The organism is Bacteroides sp. An51A (assembly GCF_002161565.1).
In the GTDB taxonomy this organism is placed as follows: domain Bacteria; phylum Bacteroidota; class Bacteroidia; order Bacteroidales; family Bacteroidaceae; genus Phocaeicola; species Phocaeicola intestinalis.
The window spans coordinates 234,697-250,122 of sequence record NZ_NFIC01000003.1; the positions used below are offsets into that span (position 1 = coordinate 234,697).

The following is a 15,426-nucleotide window of genomic DNA, read 5'->3' on the forward strand; positions in this document are numbered from 1 at the left end:
TAATATTGAAAATCTCCAGGTGTTATAAAAGGCATATCATTCCCAAAATCTTCAGGAGCTTCACTTGATGGAGTTTTTCCCGTAATGACATTACCGAAATCAGAAATTATTCCCATTCTCCACCCTTCCGGCAAATTCTCCTTATCAATCCCATCCACAAACATCTTGCGATAGAGGGTTTGCGCCGTTTCTTCCAGCTTGGCAATGATTTGCTCATTAAGGCGAATGCGACGAGTAACCGTTTCATATTCAGACACAATCTTTTGTTGCAGTTCTATGGGAGGTAAGTATATTGGTGTATCACAAAGTTCTTCCCAATTATAACCACCCCTAACGGCTGCATCTGATTTAAAATCCGCATATCGATCAAATTCGTCACGTGAGAACCACATCATCAAATAGTTAGGATTTAAAATATTTGAATCCTTGCATTCAAACGTAATATAAGCAGGAGAAACTATTATTGGACTCTTTGATAAATTTATTGCAATAGGTACTTTATGAACACGAATAACAGACATTGTATCAAAAGCAAAAACATCTTTATGTACTATCTTGTATTTGCTTAAATCGACACCAACAATATTAGAAGTTGATGGACGGAATTGTTTTGTCATGCTTAGACCTAACAAATTCGTCACCTCCAAATCCCGATTCCTTACATCCACCTCGCAGATATAATCGCCCAATCGTTTCATTTCTCCCTTATTCATAGTTGTTCTTGTTTATCAGGTTCACAACTACTTTTACCATCACATCTTTTTCTTCTGTACGGCTTTCGGCTATCATCAGTGTAAGGGCAACAAGAGTGTTGTCGGCTATACGTTTCGAGCCGTCTGTATTATAAAGGATACCGTTGCCTGCCATAAACCATAAGAATAGCGTGGCGGCTATGCGCTTGTTGCCATCGCTGAACGAATGATTCTTGGTTACGAGATAAAGCAACATGGTAGCTTTTTCTTCTACTGACGGATAGAGGTCTTGTCCGCCGAATGTCTGGTATATCTGCCCGATGGAACTCTTGAATGAATCGTCTTTCTCATGGGCAAACCATTGGCTTCCACCGAACTTGGCTTTCAGTTCATCAATAGCTTGCATGGCTCCTTCGTAGGTGGCATGAAACTTTGCTTCGTTCGTAGTCTGATCTACCGTCAGTTGTTGATAATCGTACTTATCCAATGTATCGAGGGCATAAGCATAATCGGAAACCACTTCTACCAGATTGAGGGCATCATCGGAAGTTAATGCCTCTTGTGCCTTGACAGTCCTGCCCAAGACGGCGACTAACTGTTTCAGTTCCGTGTAGCGTTGTTCTGTCAAAGCCTTATTGACGGCATAACCTTTCACCAGATATTCTTTCAGCACTTTGTTAGCCCACCGACGGAATTCAACACCATTTTTAGACTTCACACGATACCCCACGGATATAATTACATCCAGATTATAGAAGTTCACATCATGAGTTTGGCTTTTTCCAGCTATAGCACCGTGTTGAGTGGTTGTCGCAAATTTTGCGACAACCACTTCGTCAGCCAATTCTTCACGAATAGCGTTGTCGATATGTTTTCGAATGGTCTTAGAATCCCTTCCGAATAACTCCGCCATTTGGCTAACATTCAACCAAACCGTTTCTTTGTCTACCTTAACATCTAATCGCGTTTCTCCATCGGCAGAACGATAGATGGCTATTTTATTCTTCAAGTCCATATCCCAACTCTTTAAAGAGGTTCAACAGTTCCTTTTTGCTTTCATCTTCCTTACGAAGCAGTTCTTGCATCTCACTTTGCAGTTGCGTCATCTTCGTATCGAAGTCGATGCCCTCATCCCGGTTCTTGAACTCGATGTATTTGCTGGGCACGAGCGACCAACCTTTTGCTTCGATTTCTTCAAGCGTAGCGGAATAGCAGTATTCGGGTACGTTGCGATAAGTCTGTTCATGACCTTCGCGTTGCCAGTTATGAAAGTTTTCGGCTATTTGCGTAATCTGTTCCCCAGAGAATTGGATGTATTTCTTCTCGAACGGTTCACCCCATTGACGCAGGTCAATAAACAAAACCTCATTTTCCCGGTTACGGTAGTTCACCAATTCACCGTTCTGTTCTACAGTACGGGCTTTGCGGTTGCCAGCCAATATCCAAAGTGTAACGCTGATATCCGTAGAGTAGAACATATTACGAGGGAGGATTACAATGGCTTCCACCAAATGGTTCTTCAATAGTTGGCGACGTATGTTCAACTCTGTACCATCGCCGCTCAACGCACCGTTGGCAAGCAGAAAGCCTGCCATGCCATTGGCAGACAATTTGGAAACGATGTTCAGAATCCATCCATAGTTGGCGTTACTTGTAGGCGGAACTTCATATCCGTGCCAACGCGGGTCGTTGGTCAGTTCGTTTTCTGCCCGCCATGCCTTCTGATTGAAAGGCGGATTTGCCATGATGAAGTCCGCTTTCAAGTCCTTGTGTTGGTCGTCATGGAACGTATCGGCAGCCTTTTCGCCTAAATTGCAGGCAATGCCACGGATGGCAAGGTTCATCTTCGCTAACTTATACGTGGTGTTGGTATATTCTTGTCCATATACGGAAATGTCTTTCTTGTTGCCGTGGTGTGCTTCAATGAATTTTATGCTTTGCACGAACATGCCGCCGGAACCGCAACAAGGGTCGTAAATCTTGCCCCGGTAAGGCTGTATCATTTCCGCTATCAGGTTGACAATCGTTTTGGGCGTATAATACTCCCCTTTACCTTTTCCTTCGGCTATGGCAAACTTGCCCAAGAAATATTCGTAGACACGTCCAATTAAGTCGTGTTCCTTGTCTTTCTGTGTATCAATCTTGCCGATGACGTCCAGCAGGCTTGCCAATTTGGTGCGGTCAAGCCCCAAGCCGGAATAATAATTGCTTGGCAAAGCTCCTTTCAGTGTCGGGTTGTCTTTCTCCACCTGAGCCAAAGCCGCATCTATCTTGATGGCAATGTCGTTCTGTTTGGCATTTTCTATCAGATAGCCCCAGCGGCTTATTTCGTTTAAATAGAAAACATTCTTGGCGTTATAGAATACAGCCTGTTCGACAAATGCTTCTTTGCCGTCTGCTATCAGCTCGTTGCGGCGTTCCACAAAGCGGTCGTAGGCATATTTCAGGAATATCAGACTCAATACCACATGCTTGTATTCCGAAGGTTCAACCGACCCTCGTAATTTATTCGCCGAATCCCAAAGGGTTTCTTCTATGCTCTTTTCTTTCAGCTGTTTCTTTACCATGTTATTATGTCATTATAAATCATTTTTTTATTTGTTTCTTAAATCTACACTTGACACTTAGCTGTGTTCAACAAAAATAAGCATAATAAACGGAAAAATACAACCTTCTTGAAAGAGAAATGCAGTTAATTGTTTTTGGTCATTAAGTTCATCACTGCTTTCATGTCTTTTATATCGTGCGTTGTATCATGTGTTCCATTAAAATGCACAATTTCATACTGTTCAACGTATCGAGGGCATAGGTATAGTCGGAAACCACTTTCACCAGATACTCTTTCAAAATTCGATTCACTCATATACGAAACTGCGTGCCGCGCTGGCTTTTTACACGATAGCCTACGGAAATGATAACATCAAGAGAATAAAAAGCGACCGGCTGCTTCACTCCATCAACACGCAAAAAATGCGTGTTGTTCTTTTTCTCCAACTCATTTTCAGAAAATGCATTATTGATATGCTTTCTTATGGTCTTTTCATCCCTATCGAATAATGCTGCCATTTGATTGGCAGATAACCATACGGTATCATTTTCTAATTTCACATCAATGGATGTCTTTCCATCTTTCGTCTGGTAGATTACAATCTTATCACTCAAGTTCATAGCTTGATCTTTTTATAGGGGTTAACAATTTTATTTCTTCTTCTTTTTCCGTATTTCTTCCGCCAGCCGGTAATGTATCGCCGCTTCTATCTCTTTGCCGGCTTGCGAAAGGGCATCGGCGAAACATTCTTGGGCACCGGCGTGCTGGGGTTTTAGCGAGGTTGCTTTGTCCAGGTCGGTCATGGCACCCTCGATGTCGCCTGTGTGCAGGCGCAGTTTGCCCCGATTGTATATGGCTTTGAACTCGTTGGGGCGTAGCTTGACGGCTTGGTTCAGGCATTCGCGTGCTTCACTTATCCGGTTGGCATTGAAAAGCGTGACGCCTTTGCGCACCCAGGCATCGACGTATTCGGGGTACAGTTCGATGGCTTTGTCGTAGTTTGCCAGGGCGGCACGTGTGTCGTGGGCTTGGGTGATGCATTCGTTTCCCATCAGGTAATATTCTTCGGCATATTTCTGCAGGCTTTTCTTCGATTTCCGCATTTCTTCTTTCAGGCGGAGATTTTCTGCCTTTAGCCGGTTGATGATGCCTAACTTTTTACGGATAAAGCGTTGTTGCAAGGGCTTTTCGATGTCGTATCGGGCATGGATGGCCTTGAAGAAATGGTCGAGGCAAGTTTCGAAGTCACCTTTGTCGAATGCCTTGACGGCAGCGGTATATTCGATGTCGGCTTGCGCCTGCTTCATGGCACGCTCGATAGCCTGCTGGTCGTTGAAATGGTGGGCGAAGGAAACGATTTCGGGACGTACGAAGATGTCGGCACGACTTATCTCCCGCTTCAGGCAGATGCCGTCCAGTGAGGTGCACCGGCTTAATGCCACGTAGGTTTGTCCTCCGGCAAATACTCCTCCGGTAAAGTCTATGATGGCGCGGCTGAAGGTCAGTCCCTGGCTTTTGTGTACCGTTATTGCCCAGGCAAGCCGGATGGGATATTGCGTGAAGGTGCCCAGTTCTTCCTCTTCTATCTTATTCTCTTCTTCATTATACCGGTAGCGGATGTTGCTCCAGCTTTCGCGGCGCACGTCGAGTTCTTTTCCTTCTTCGGTGGTTACGTAAAGGATACCTTCGGCATCGATGCCTGAAAGGATGCCGATGGTGCCGTTTACCCATCGTTTCTCCGGGTCGTTCTTGATGAAGATGATTTGTGCACCGGGTTTCACGGTCAGTTCCATCAGTGTGGGGAGGCTGCTTTCGGGAAATTCGCCATGGATTTCACCTTTCAGCGTGACAGCATCGCCGGGCAGAGCGGCAAGGCGTTGTTCGTTGATGAAGTCTACGTTGTCGCGCCGGGTAGCCAATGTGATGTAAAGGTCGTTCTCGCCCGAGCCCAGTGGTGCCTGATAACGGGTGTTGAGCAGTTGTAAGTCGGCAGAGCCGACGGTATTGGTGCGGATGTGGTCGAGCACGTTGACAAATACGCGGTCGGTCTGCCTGTAGACCTTGGTCAGCTCTACCGATACCAGTTCCATTTGCTGGAACACCCGTGCCGAGAAGAAATAGGGGTTGGGGTAGAAACGGTTGATGATTTCGCGCTCGTCGTTTTTCACTACCGGTTCCAGCTGGTACACATCGCCTACCAGCAGCAGCTGTTTGCCTCCGAAAGGTTCGCGCATGTTTTGTGAGTATACACGCAATACCTTGTCGATGAAGTCGATGATGTCGGCTCGCACCATCGAAATCTCGTCGATGATGACCAGTTCGATGTTCTTTATCAGCTTGCGCCGGTTGGCGGTATATTTCAGGAAGCTTTGCAGTTTGTTTCCTCTTAGGCTGAAGTTGGGGTCATCGGGCAGCAACGGATGAAAAGGCAGCTTGAAGAAACTGTGCAGGGTGCTGCCTCCGGCGTTGATGGCGGCGATGCCCGTAGGAGCCAGTACCACGTATTTCTTCTTCGTGGTCTGGCAGATGTATTTCAGGAAGGTAGACTTACCTGTTCCTGCTTTTCCCGTAAGGAATACGGATTGGCGGGTATACTGGATGAGTTTCAATGCATTTTGGAACTCGGCGTTGGCGGTATCTATTGTGATATGTCCGGTCATGGCAGCATTTTCTTGTTCGGGTTTCCTTTTCTGGCAAAGGTACGAAAAGCGGAAGAAATATAAAAGTATACTTGGGAAAGACCTCTTCAGGATGAATCATTTTTGTCAGTCAATAGGATTGTAAAACGAATATAACTTCGATGGCAGTTTCATATATACTGAAACTGCTGATGAATATATACTTCATCGGCAAAGTAAGTATATATTCGTTTCTCCAGATGCTATATGACTTTTTGTTGACCCTATATTGGCAAGTGGAAGAATATGATTTTTTTGCCGGAGGGCTTGCATGTTTCACGATAAATACATACTTTTGTAGTGTATTAGTTAAGTAGTACACTATGATACACTGATTATCAGGCAAAGATTTCTGTTGAGGGCCCTGACGGGAAATTTGGCTGAAGATAAAAACACTGATAGATTATGTTGGAAATAAAGAATCTTTCGTTTAATTATGGCAGGCGCAAAAAAGAGGTGCTGAGCCATTTTTCTCTTTCGCTTCGGCAAGGGGGAATCTACGGGTTATTAGGGAAGAACGGAACCGGAAAATCTACTTTACTTGCTTTGATAAGCGGACTGCTTACCCCTTGTCAGGGAGAGATAATATATAAAGGTAAGGATGTGCGCCGCCGTTTGCCCGATACGTTGTGCGACTTGTTTTTAGTGCCCGAAGAGTTTGAATTGCCTTCGCTCACATTGGCACGTTACATAAAGTTGAACAGCTGCTTTTATCCCCGGTTCAGTACAGAAGACATGAGGCGCTATCTCGACCTTTTCGAACTGGATGCCGACCTTAACTTGGGAACCCTTTCGATGGGGCAGAAGAAGAAGGTGTTTATGAGTTTTGCACTGGCGGCAAATACTTCTTTGCTATTGATGGACGAACCTACGAATGGGTTGGATATTCCCGGCAAGAGTCAGTTCCGTAAACTGATAGCTTCGGGAATGAGCGATGAGAAGTGTGTGCTAATTTCTACGCACCAGGTGCGTGATATAGACCGTATGCTCGATCATGTGGTGATTATTGACGGAAGTCGTGTGTTGCTCGACCAGTCGGTGGCGGATATCTGCCGTACTTTGGTTTTCCGGGAGAGCAGTAGCCGCGAACTGGTGGGGCAGGCACTTTATGCTTTGCCTTCGGTAGAGGGGAACAGTCTGATACTGCCTAATGCTGGTGGTGAAGAGACTGAAATCAATTTGGAACTTTTGTTTGGAGCCGTGCTTGCCGAACCCGACAAAATAGCGGCGATGTTTCATGCTTAAAAAGAAAAAGATGAGGACAAATCAGTTTTTTGATGTGCGGCGGTTTGGGATGATGTGCCGCAGGGAGTTACTGGAACCGTGGAAAACACATTTGCTCCGGTTTGTAGCTTGTTATGCCGTATTGGCAGTTATACTGGTAGGATATGGAATGGAGACGTACAACCATTTGTCGCCTGGCACCCCCTTGGAATACAGTCATGCTTTGATGCAGTTTTTTATGGTGATTTTTTATGCGATGGGGATGCTGTTTGCTTCTTCTTTTATGGAGCGGATGAAGACAAAGACAGGCCGTATTGCTTTTTTGATAACTCCGGCTTCGGCTTTCGAGAAGTATCTTTCGCGCTGGTTGCTGGTGACGGTGGTTTTTATCGTTGCATTTGCAATAGCGTTCGGGCTTGCCGACCTGACGAAAGTGTTGGTTTGCAGGATGTTGTACAGCAATGTGGCAGAGCAGATAACCTTTGTTCCCTGGAGTGAAGTGTTTACTCATCCTTATGCTGGCTGGAGGCTGGGCGTAGTGGCAAGTAGTTTCTGCTTTTTACAGTCGTTGTTCGTGTTGGGCAGTGTGATTTGGCCCAAGAATGCGTGGATCAAGACATGTGCTGCCTTGATTGTCATCTTGTTGTTGCATGTGCAGGCAGTTATGGTAGTTTATCAGGTAAGAGGCAGTTTTCACCGCGGATTTTATCTGACGGACGAGGATATGAATCGTCTGGTTATCGGAGTAGGGATTGTCTGGGCAGTGTTCAACTGGACGTTGGCTTATTTTCGGTTTAAAGAGTCGGAAATCATTAATCGCTGGTAACTTATGGATTTTAAGGAAAGTAAAGCCATTTATCTGCAGATTGCCGACCGTATTTGTGATGAAATTCTTCTCGGCGTATATCCCGAAGAAGGGCGTATCCCTTCTGTGCGCGAATATGCGGGCATGGTGGAAGTGAATGCCAATACGGTGGTGCGCTCGTTCGATTACCTGCAGCAGCAGGGCATTATCTACAACAAGCGGGGCATCGGTTATTTTGTGGCTGCAGGTGCCCATCGGGTGATATACGACCTGCGCAAAGAACATTTCTTGCAAGAGGAGTGTGGATATTTTTTCAAACAATGTGTCATGTTGCATATTTCGGCGGATGAACTTGCCGGAATGTACCAGGACTTTATAACTGAATCAGAAAAAAACAAAAGTATATGAAACGTACTACCTATATCATGATAGCCTTGTTGGTAGCTGGATTGCTGCTGACAAGTGGGTTTGCCTTTTATTTGACTCTTGAAACTCCTTCTCCCGAACGGACGGAATTGGGCGAATCGGGTATGGAACAAGTCCGTCCTTTGCCGGTTTGTAAATCGGTTAGGCTGGTGCTGGAGGAAATCGGAGAGCGTCCTGTTGTTATGCCGTTGGAAATATGTCCGGCCGATTCGGCAGGCGGCAGTCTTTCGTATGTTTCAGGTATGGAAAACTGTATGAAGGTTGAAGCACTGGAAGACAGTACATTGTTGCTCAGTTTCAACTTTTCTGAGGATAGCTTTCCGGCTGCGCTTGCATCTGCGTCTGATGGAAGGGTGTATACGCTTTCTTCCATGCGTCTGAAGCTTCCCGATGCGGTAAAGGCTGTAAGTATCGATATGCCATGTGCAGACGTTTCATTCAGAGGTATCGGGCGGGACACTTTTTCCATCCGGACGCAAAGTCCGACGAAACTGGAAGAGTGTACGTTTGATATGCTTTCGGTATCGGGTAATGGACTGGAACTGAGAAGCGGCCGCGCCGAGCATCTGCATGTAGATTTGGATGAAACTTACAACTGGCAGGTTCATGTAGGGTCATTTCATATCGGTACAGAGCATCTCTTTGGTAGTAACAGTCATACTTGTGTGTGGCAAAAGGGTGAAAGCAAGGAGCTGTTATGGGAACCGAAGACAGACTATGCCAAGCTGAATGTGATGCTGGAAGAGGCAAGCCGGATAGTGAAAGAGGAATGAAAGATATTGTCCTCCTTACACTTCCTTGTTTTCCCCTTCCTGCTGGATGCACCAGAACTTAACGCCTTTGGCATCTGCAAATTCTTTCATCCGTCCTGCCGACTGGAATCCGCTGGCTACGAAATGCATAGGTACGAGCAAGCCTACCTGGAAGCGGTCGATGAACTGGCGGGCTCCGCGTGTATAGCCGTTCCCGATACGTCCGTCTATGGGAAACATTACGAGGTCGAAGCCGGCGGTAAGCTTGCGGATGTCTTTCAGTTCGCCCAAGTATTGTTTTTCTTCTTTCTCCGGGTTGATTTCCATACCAAATTCGGGGCTGTATATGGTTCCGCCTGTATAGTCATCGGTCAGGAAGCGGGCGTACCAGTTATTCAGATCGCCTGCGTGGAAGAGGGTTTTGCCTTCGGTGCGCACTATCCACGACACACCGCTATCGTTGCTTCCGGTAGCGGTGACATGGATATGTCTGTCTTGCCAGCTTCCTCCTTTGGCAAGCCAGGCATCGGCTTCGTCACGTCTGGCTCTACGGTGTTTCAAGATGTCTTTCGAAAGGAGATAAGTGATGTCCGCTTTTATTGATTTCCAAGTGAAGATGTCGCGGTTGAAATGGTCTTCGTGGAAATGGCTGGCAAACACGTACATTGGTTTGTTGCATTTCAGCAATCCGTCGATAACATGTGCCGGATCCAGCCAATAGTCGAAGACCAGCATGCAATTTTCGGTTTCTAAGGCAAATCCGCTATGGAAAATGTAGGTTAGTTTCATATATCTTTTGTTATCTTCTATATTTGTTTCGATACTCGGCAGGCGTGATGCCGTATTCTTTCTTGAAACAGCGGTTGAAATAGGGGATGTCGGCAAACCCTACTGAATAAGCTATTTCGGAGATGTTTTGGTCAGTACGGTTGAGCAATGTGGTTGCCATCTGCAGACGGAAATGGTTGAGATATACCGTAAACGGTTCGTTGGTGGACTTTTTGAAGAACAGGCAAAAGGCGTTTTTGTTCATGGCAATGTAGTCTGCTATTTCGTCCAGTGTAATTTTCCGGTGGTAGTTTTCGATGATATATCTGTAGACGGTCTGCAGGCGCTGTTTGTTTTTATGAATGGGCATGCCATTGAAGGCATGATGGCCGATGTATCTGCTGTAGCCTGGGCGGAAAGCAAGTGCAAGGATTTGCAACAATCCTAAAAGTCGTTGTTGTTCGTTGTAATTGTCGAAATCCAGCAGGATGTGACGTATTTCTTTCGCTCCTTCCCCTTGTATCGACAAACATTGTTTCAGATTGGTGTAGAACGAGGCGATATCTTGAAATTCTTTGGCAAAGCTGGCAAGTCGGTTCAGAAAAGCTTGTGGAAACTGGATGAATGCCTCTTCTATCCTTTCGTCTGCCGGACACGCCAGTTTGTCGTATATCCAGCAATGGGGGATGTTGGCAGGTACGATGATGATGTCACCTTCCCGAAAGTTTTCGATGAAATCGTCCGTAATGCGTTGTCCTCCGCCTTTGATGACGAATCCGATTTCCAGTTCCGGATGCTGGTGATAGCCTATCGCACTTTTGTACCACGATGTACAACGGCGGTAGAAGAATGAGTTTTCTGTATTTTGCGCTACTTGTTCGTAAATGACATTGTTCATGGTTTTCTCCCGTTAGCTTTGCGAATATATACAATATTATGGGCAGGTGTATGCTAAAGGGGGAAAAATTTAGATACTTTTGTGAATATACGACAATAGTGCGTGTGTTTTGTTCAATTTTTTTGTAAAAATATCCATTACCTTTGCTATCATAAATTAATAGTTAAGGTTACATTGTCGGTCGGGATGTAGAGAGTACATGTACCGGCCGTTTTTTACCGCTTTAAAACGGAAAAAAGCGATTGCACAATGGTGTAACCGCTTTTTCGATTATTTACAAAAAGCCTTTCGGCATTTATCAGATTCTTTACTAAAAGCTTCTGCTTTTCGGGCTTTAGCTTAATTTGTTTTTTACTTGCTGAGTTTGTCATTCAGCATTACATAACCCCAGATCATCGGATCTGCATTGGCAATCTTGTGAAAAATGTTTTTTACCTTTTTCATAATTGTTATCCTTTCTTTGTTTAGTTAATAATACCTGAAAACTTAATTACTTGTAATACCTAAATCTTGTTATCCTTTCAATCTCGGGCGAACCTCACGGCTGGCCTTTGATGTTTTTTTCTTTTCCAATCTTTACCTTAAAATTACTAGTTAGTTAAGTTCTAGAACTTGTTGTTCTTTAATTACACTGCAAAGATACGACCTTTTTTGATACAAAATATGTTTTATAGCATATATTTTTAGGTTTTGCTTGTTTTGTTGACCTATATCAAAAAAACGGTATGCCTGTAATATCTTTGTCATGCGATGTGAACAATTGTCAGTCGGAGGCTGACAACACGTCATGCCGTTCATTCTGCAACCGAATACTTGAGAAACTGTTTTGAGAAGCTGTTTTGAATTTCTCCAAAAAGTTTTTCTTGGTTTGATGTGTTCGTTTTCAAAACAGTTTCTTCTTGATGTATTGCATGATTTCTTCTTGTTGGTCGGGATGAAACCATTTGATGTCGGTGTCACGTTTGAACCACGTCATTTGCTTGCGTGAGTAGATACGCGAGTTTTGCTTGATTTTTTCAATAGCAAAAGGCAGTTCCCACTCTCCATCGAAGTATTTGAAGAGTTCTTTATAGCCTACGGTATTGAGTGAGTTGAGGTGACGGTAAGGATAGACTTTGCGTGCTTCTTCCAATAATCCTTCTTCCATCATCTGGTCTACACGGTGGTTGATGCGTTCGTAAAGTTCTTCCCGGTCACGTGTTAAACCTATTTTCACGATGTTGAAGGGGCGTTTCTTGCACGTCCGGGTGCGAAAAGATGTGTAGGTCTTTCCTGTCATATAGCAGATTTCGAGAGCATGGATGACCCGTTTGGGGTTTTTGCGGTCTACTATTGCATAATATTCGGGGTCTAAGACTTTCAGTTCGGCACACAATTGCTCCAATCCTTCTTGTTCGTATCTTTCTATCATCAGTTGGCGTGTTTCGGCATCTATCGTGGGGATGTCATCGATACCTTTGCATACGGCATCGACGTACATCATCGAGCCTCCGGTCAGTACTACCACATCGTGTGCTTTAAAAAGTTCGTCCAGTTTTTTGAGCGCATCTGCTTCGTACTGTGCCGCACTGTAATAATCGGTGAGTTGTAATGTGCCTACAAAATAATGAGGAACCCGTGCCAGTTGGTTGGGGGTAGGAGCTGCCGTACCTATTTTCAAATCGGCATAAAGTTGGCGGGAGTCTGCAGAGAGAATAGAAGTATGATAGGTTTCGGCGATGGACAGGCTTAATTCGGTTTTGCCTACGCCGGTAGGACCAATGAGGACGATAAGGGTCATAAAAATGAAGAATTAAAGAATGAAGAATGAAGAATGAAGAATGAGTAAGGTGTTCAACCGATTCTTCATTCTTATTTCTTCATTCTTCATTAAAAAATTAGTATTTATCTTCGTCGTATGGATTTCCTCCGCTTCCTATGTCATAGCCGTCGGGGTCGAAATCCTCCATGTCGTATTCCTGATCACCATAAAAGTTTTCGTCAAGGTCGAGCGATGAATCTGCTTTCATCTGTTCGTCGAAGTCTACGGTTTGTTTGGGTGGATTTCCTTCCTTGCGCGAACAAACTGCATGTTCCAAGTCCTTGCCGGTGATGATTTCCGACAGTTCGATAAAGAATACTCGTTCGGTCAGCGGGTCAAACACGTAAATCAGTTTTTGTTTTTCGTCTTCCAGCAATTCGCTCAGACGGGTATCTTTCATGACGAAAGTGTCTTCTTCCGAACTTCCTGTTCCCATATCTTCGAGGGTGATTTCGATTTCTTTTTCCCAGTCATCATCGCAGATAAAAAAGGAAGTCATCTGGTCGTTCTTGTAGTTTGTACATTTTAATATCGCTTCATGCAGGTCGTAGAATGAAGCATCTGAGTCAATTTTGATTTCTCTTAAGAAATCATCCACTTCATCTGATATGATTCTAAATTTGTATACCATAATTCTGTCGTTAATCTTAGATTGATGCGGTAAAGGTACAAAAATTTTTTATCGGATGATGCCTCTTTCCGAATTTTCGATAAAAGAAACGATGTATTCAATTTCGGGACTCATCGGGACTTCCTCTCTTACCTGTTGCAAGGCATCGGTCACGTTCTTTCCGTTATTGTAGATGATGCGGTAGGCGTTGTGGATATTTTCTATCAGTTCGTTCGAGAATCCGCGCCGGCGCAGGCCTACGATGTTGATGCCACTGTAGGCAATGGGTTCGCGTCCTGCGATAATATAAGGAGGGATGTCTTTGCTGAACCGGCATCCGCCCTGTATCATGACGTATCCTCCCACCCGGCAGAACTGGTGCATCAGTACGTTGGCGCTTACAATGGCATTGTCGTCGATGATGACTTCACCTGCCATTTTCGTGGAGTTTCCGATGATGCATCCGCTTCCGACATGGGTGTCGTGTGCCACATGTACGCCTTCCATGAGGAGGTTGTTGTTTCCTACGATGGTTTTCCCTTTGGCTGCGGTGCCCCGGTTGATAGTCACATTCTCGCGTATGGTGTTGTTGTCGCCTATTTCGGCTGTGGTCTCTTCTCCCCGGAATTTCAGGTCTTGCGGAATAGCTCCGATGACGGCTCCCGGAAAGATACGGTTGTTGTTGCCTATGCGTGAACCGTATAAGATGTTCGCATTAGGCATAATGGTATTGTTGTCGCCAATGACCACGTTCTTGTCGATGTAGACAAAGGGGCCGATTTCTACGTTCTCTCCGATGATTGCTTCGGGGTGTATGTATGCTAATGGACTGATCATGTTATTTGTTTTTTACTATTTGTGCCATAAATTCGGCTTCGCAAACGATTTTTTCTCCTACGAAGATATATCCTTTCATGGTAGAGATGCCGCGCCGAATCGGTGCCAGTAGTTCTACACGGAAGACAAGGGTATCGCCTGGCACTACTTTTTGGCGGAACTTCACATTGTCTATCTTCAGGAAGTAAGTGGAATATCTTTCCGGCTCTGCCAATGAATTGAGCACTAACAAGCCTCCCACTTGTGCCATGGCTTCTACTTGAAGCACGCCCGGCATGACCGGCTCTTGCGGGAAATGCCCTTGGAAGAAAGGTTCGTTCGATGTGACATTCTTCACGCCTACGATGTGGTTGGCTCCGATAGCGATGACCTTATCCACCAATTGGAACGGATAGCGGTGAGGAAGGAGCTCGCGGATGCGGTTCACGTCCATCAAAGGCGGTTCGTTGCAATTATAGATAGGAGCCTGAATCTCGTGCAGGCGGATTTCCTTGCGCAATTGGCGTGCGAATTTATTGTTGATGGTATGTCCCGGACGGGTGGCGATGATGCGTCCTTTGATGGGTTTCCCAATCAGGGCAAGGTCGCCGATGATATCGAGCAACTTATGGCGTGCTGGCTCGTTGGGCCATACCAAAGGGATGTGATTGATATATCCTAAATGGCTTGCGTCCATGTGCGGGACTCCCATGACATCCGCTAATTTATCGAAGTTTTCTTGGGTCATCTGCTTTTCGTAGATAACGATGGCATTGTCCAAATCTCCTCCCTTGATAAGCCCGGCATTCAGCAGAGGTTCGATTTCCCTCACGAATACGAAGGTGCGTGCCGATGCGATTTCGGTAGGAAAGTCTTCCATGTTCTCCAATGTGGCGTATTGGTTGGTCAGAATCTTGGAATCGTAAGAGATTAATACGTTTAAGCTGAATTTATCATCCGGCAAGACGATGATGGAAGACCCTGTTTCTTCATCGCGCACTTCGATTTTCGATTTGATGATGTAATAATCTTTCGGAGCGGTTTGTTCCTCAATGCCTACCCGCTGGATGCATTCTACGTATGCTTTCGAGCTTCCGTCTAAAATCGGAAGTTCGGGACCGTTTACCTGAATCAGGCAATTATCGATACCGGCTGCATAGAGGGCAGCCATGGCGTGCTCTACGGTACTTACTTTTACCCCGTTCTTAGCCAAAACAGTACCACGTGTGGTGTCTACCACATTATCCGCTATGGCATCGATGATGGGCTGGTCATCCAGGTCGATGCGTTGGATTTTATATCCGTGGTGTTCGGGGGCAGGATTGAATGTCACGGTCAGCTTGACTCCGGTATGGAGACCCTTACCGTTCAGTGTAAAACTGCCTTTTAATGTTTTTTGTTTCAACAT

The 15,426-nt window shown here is 45.2% G+C and carries 15 protein-coding genes; 4 read left to right on the plus strand and 11 right to left on the minus strand.

The annotated features are described in order from the left end of the window. Nucleotides 1-106: 106 nt before the first annotated feature. The 5 genes from B5G04_RS20195 to B5G04_RS07330 form a co-directional block, all read right to left on the minus strand. Entirely contained in the window at nucleotides 107-247 is a 141-nt protein-coding gene (locus tag B5G04_RS20195; protein ID WP_204247002.1) for a hypothetical protein, read from the minus strand. A gap of 458 nt (nucleotides 248-705) precedes the next feature. Next, nucleotides 706-1,707, minus strand: a complete 1,002-nt coding sequence (locus tag B5G04_RS07315; RefSeq protein WP_087396514.1) for a Fic family protein — start codon at nucleotides 1,705-1,707, stop codon at nucleotides 706-708. After that, the gene (locus B5G04_RS07320; RefSeq protein WP_087396516.1) at nucleotides 1,691-3,259 is read right to left on the minus strand and encodes a class I SAM-dependent DNA methyltransferase; all 1,569 of its coding nucleotides are present in this window, start codon (nucleotides 3,257-3,259) and stop codon (nucleotides 1,691-1,693) included. The genes B5G04_RS07315 and B5G04_RS07320 overlap by 17 nt, the downstream gene beginning before the upstream one ends. A gap of 292 nt (nucleotides 3,260-3,551) precedes the next feature. Continuing rightward, nucleotides 3,552-3,860: a RhuM family protein gene (rhuM, locus tag B5G04_RS07325; protein WP_239414050.1), complete on the minus strand. Its 309-nt coding sequence runs from the start codon at nucleotides 3,858-3,860 to the stop codon at nucleotides 3,552-3,554. 30 nt (nucleotides 3,861-3,890) lie between these two features. Continuing rightward, nucleotides 3,891-5,900, minus strand: a complete 2,010-nt coding sequence (locus B5G04_RS07330) for a tetratricopeptide repeat protein (RefSeq protein WP_087396518.1) — start codon at nucleotides 5,898-5,900, stop codon at nucleotides 3,891-3,893. A 423-nt stretch (nucleotides 5,901-6,323) separates the two neighbouring features. Here B5G04_RS07330 and B5G04_RS07340 point away from each other — a divergent pair, with 423 nt between their 5' ends. From B5G04_RS07340 to B5G04_RS07355, 4 genes are read left to right on the plus strand one after another with little or no spacing between them, the layout of a single operon-like run. Next, entirely contained in the window at nucleotides 6,324-7,163 is an 840-nt protein-coding gene (locus tag B5G04_RS07340; protein WP_087396523.1) for an ABC transporter ATP-binding protein, read from the plus strand. 10 nt (nucleotides 7,164-7,173) lie between these two features. After that, nucleotides 7,174-7,968, plus strand: a complete 795-nt coding sequence (locus tag B5G04_RS07345; protein ID WP_143270441.1) for a hypothetical protein — start codon at nucleotides 7,174-7,176, stop codon at nucleotides 7,966-7,968. A gap of 3 nt (nucleotides 7,969-7,971) precedes the next feature. Next, the gene (locus B5G04_RS07350) at nucleotides 7,972-8,355 is read left to right on the plus strand and encodes a GntR family transcriptional regulator (RefSeq protein ID WP_087210827.1); all 384 of its coding nucleotides are present in this window, start codon (nucleotides 7,972-7,974) and stop codon (nucleotides 8,353-8,355) included. Then, nucleotides 8,352-9,146 carry a hypothetical protein gene (locus tag B5G04_RS07355; protein ID WP_087396527.1) on the plus strand — a complete coding sequence of 265 codons (795 nt, stop codon included), beginning with the start codon at nucleotides 8,352-8,354 and terminating at the stop codon, nucleotides 9,144-9,146. Before B5G04_RS07350 ends, B5G04_RS07355 begins: the two co-directional genes overlap by 4 nt. A gap of 15 nt (nucleotides 9,147-9,161) precedes the next feature. Here B5G04_RS07355 and B5G04_RS07360 read toward each other — a convergent pair whose 3' ends face one another. The 6 genes from B5G04_RS07360 to B5G04_RS07385 form a co-directional block, all read right to left on the minus strand. Beyond that, nucleotides 9,162-9,914, minus strand: coding sequence for an MBL fold metallo-hydrolase (locus tag B5G04_RS07360; protein WP_087251413.1), 753 nt, complete (start codon nucleotides 9,912-9,914; stop codon nucleotides 9,162-9,164). A 10-nt stretch (nucleotides 9,915-9,924) separates the two neighbouring features. After that, entirely contained in the window at nucleotides 9,925-10,791 is an 867-nt protein-coding gene (locus B5G04_RS07365; RefSeq protein ID WP_087210817.1) for an AraC family transcriptional regulator, read from the minus strand. Between the two features lie 883 nt (nucleotides 10,792-11,674). Then, on the minus strand, nucleotides 11,675-12,577 hold the full coding sequence (miaA, locus tag B5G04_RS07370) for a tRNA (adenosine(37)-N6)-dimethylallyltransferase MiaA (protein WP_087396529.1): 903 nt from the start codon (nucleotides 12,575-12,577) through the stop codon (nucleotides 11,675-11,677). A gap of 91 nt (nucleotides 12,578-12,668) precedes the next feature. Continuing rightward, entirely contained in the window at nucleotides 12,669-13,223 is a 555-nt protein-coding gene (locus B5G04_RS07375; protein ID WP_022039758.1) for a hypothetical protein, read from the minus strand. 48 nt (nucleotides 13,224-13,271) lie between these two features. Beyond that, on the minus strand, nucleotides 13,272-14,039 hold the full coding sequence (gene lpxA, locus B5G04_RS07380; RefSeq protein WP_022039759.1) for an acyl-ACP--UDP-N-acetylglucosamine O-acyltransferase: 768 nt from the start codon (nucleotides 14,037-14,039) through the stop codon (nucleotides 13,272-13,274). A 1-nt stretch (nucleotide 14,040) separates the two neighbouring features. Beyond that, nucleotides 14,041-15,426, minus strand: coding sequence for a bifunctional UDP-3-O-[3-hydroxymyristoyl] N-acetylglucosamine deacetylase/3-hydroxyacyl-ACP dehydratase (locus B5G04_RS07385; RefSeq protein WP_022039760.1), 1,386 nt, complete (start codon nucleotides 15,424-15,426; stop codon nucleotides 14,041-14,043).

Coding starts and splice junctions, on each gene's coding strand:
- lpxA (WP_022039759.1), bottom strand. CDS start 14,039: ATGATCAGTCCATTAGCATACATACACCCCGAAGCAATCATCGGAGAG.
- B5G04_RS07365 (WP_087210817.1), bottom strand. CDS start 10,791: ATGAACAATGTCATTTACGAACAAGTAGCGCAAAATACAGAAAACTCA.
- B5G04_RS07355 (WP_087396527.1), top strand. CDS start 8,352: ATGAAACGTACTACCTATATCATGATAGCCTTGTTGGTAGCTGGATTG.
- B5G04_RS07375 (WP_022039758.1), bottom strand. CDS start 13,223: ATGGTATACAAATTTAGAATCATATCAGATGAAGTGGATGATTTCTTA.
- B5G04_RS07315 (WP_087396514.1), bottom strand. CDS start 1,707: ATGGACTTGAAGAATAAAATAGCCATCTATCGTTCTGCCGATGGAGAA.
- B5G04_RS07330 (WP_087396518.1), bottom strand. CDS start 5,900: ATGACCGGACATATCACAATAGATACCGCCAACGCCGAGTTCCAAAAT.
- B5G04_RS20195 (WP_204247002.1), bottom strand. CDS start 247: ATGAAACGGTTACTCGTCGCATTCGCCTTAATGAGCAAATCATTGCCA.
- B5G04_RS07345 (WP_143270441.1), top strand. CDS start 7,174: ATGAGGACAAATCAGTTTTTTGATGTGCGGCGGTTTGGGATGATGTGC.
- B5G04_RS07350 (WP_087210827.1), top strand. CDS start 7,972: ATGGATTTTAAGGAAAGTAAAGCCATTTATCTGCAGATTGCCGACCGT.
- B5G04_RS07385 (WP_022039760.1), bottom strand. CDS start 15,426: ATGTTGAAACAAAAAACATTAAAAGGCAGTTTTACACTGAACGGTAAG.
- rhuM (WP_239414050.1), bottom strand. CDS start 3,860: ATGAACTTGAGTGATAAGATTGTAATCTACCAGACGAAAGATGGAAAG.
- B5G04_RS07320 (WP_087396516.1), bottom strand. CDS start 3,259: ATGGTAAAGAAACAGCTGAAAGAAAAGAGCATAGAAGAAACCCTTTGG.
- B5G04_RS07340 (WP_087396523.1), top strand. CDS start 6,324: ATGTTGGAAATAAAGAATCTTTCGTTTAATTATGGCAGGCGCAAAAAA.
- B5G04_RS07360 (WP_087251413.1), bottom strand. CDS start 9,914: ATGAAACTAACCTACATTTTCCATAGCGGATTTGCCTTAGAAACCGAA.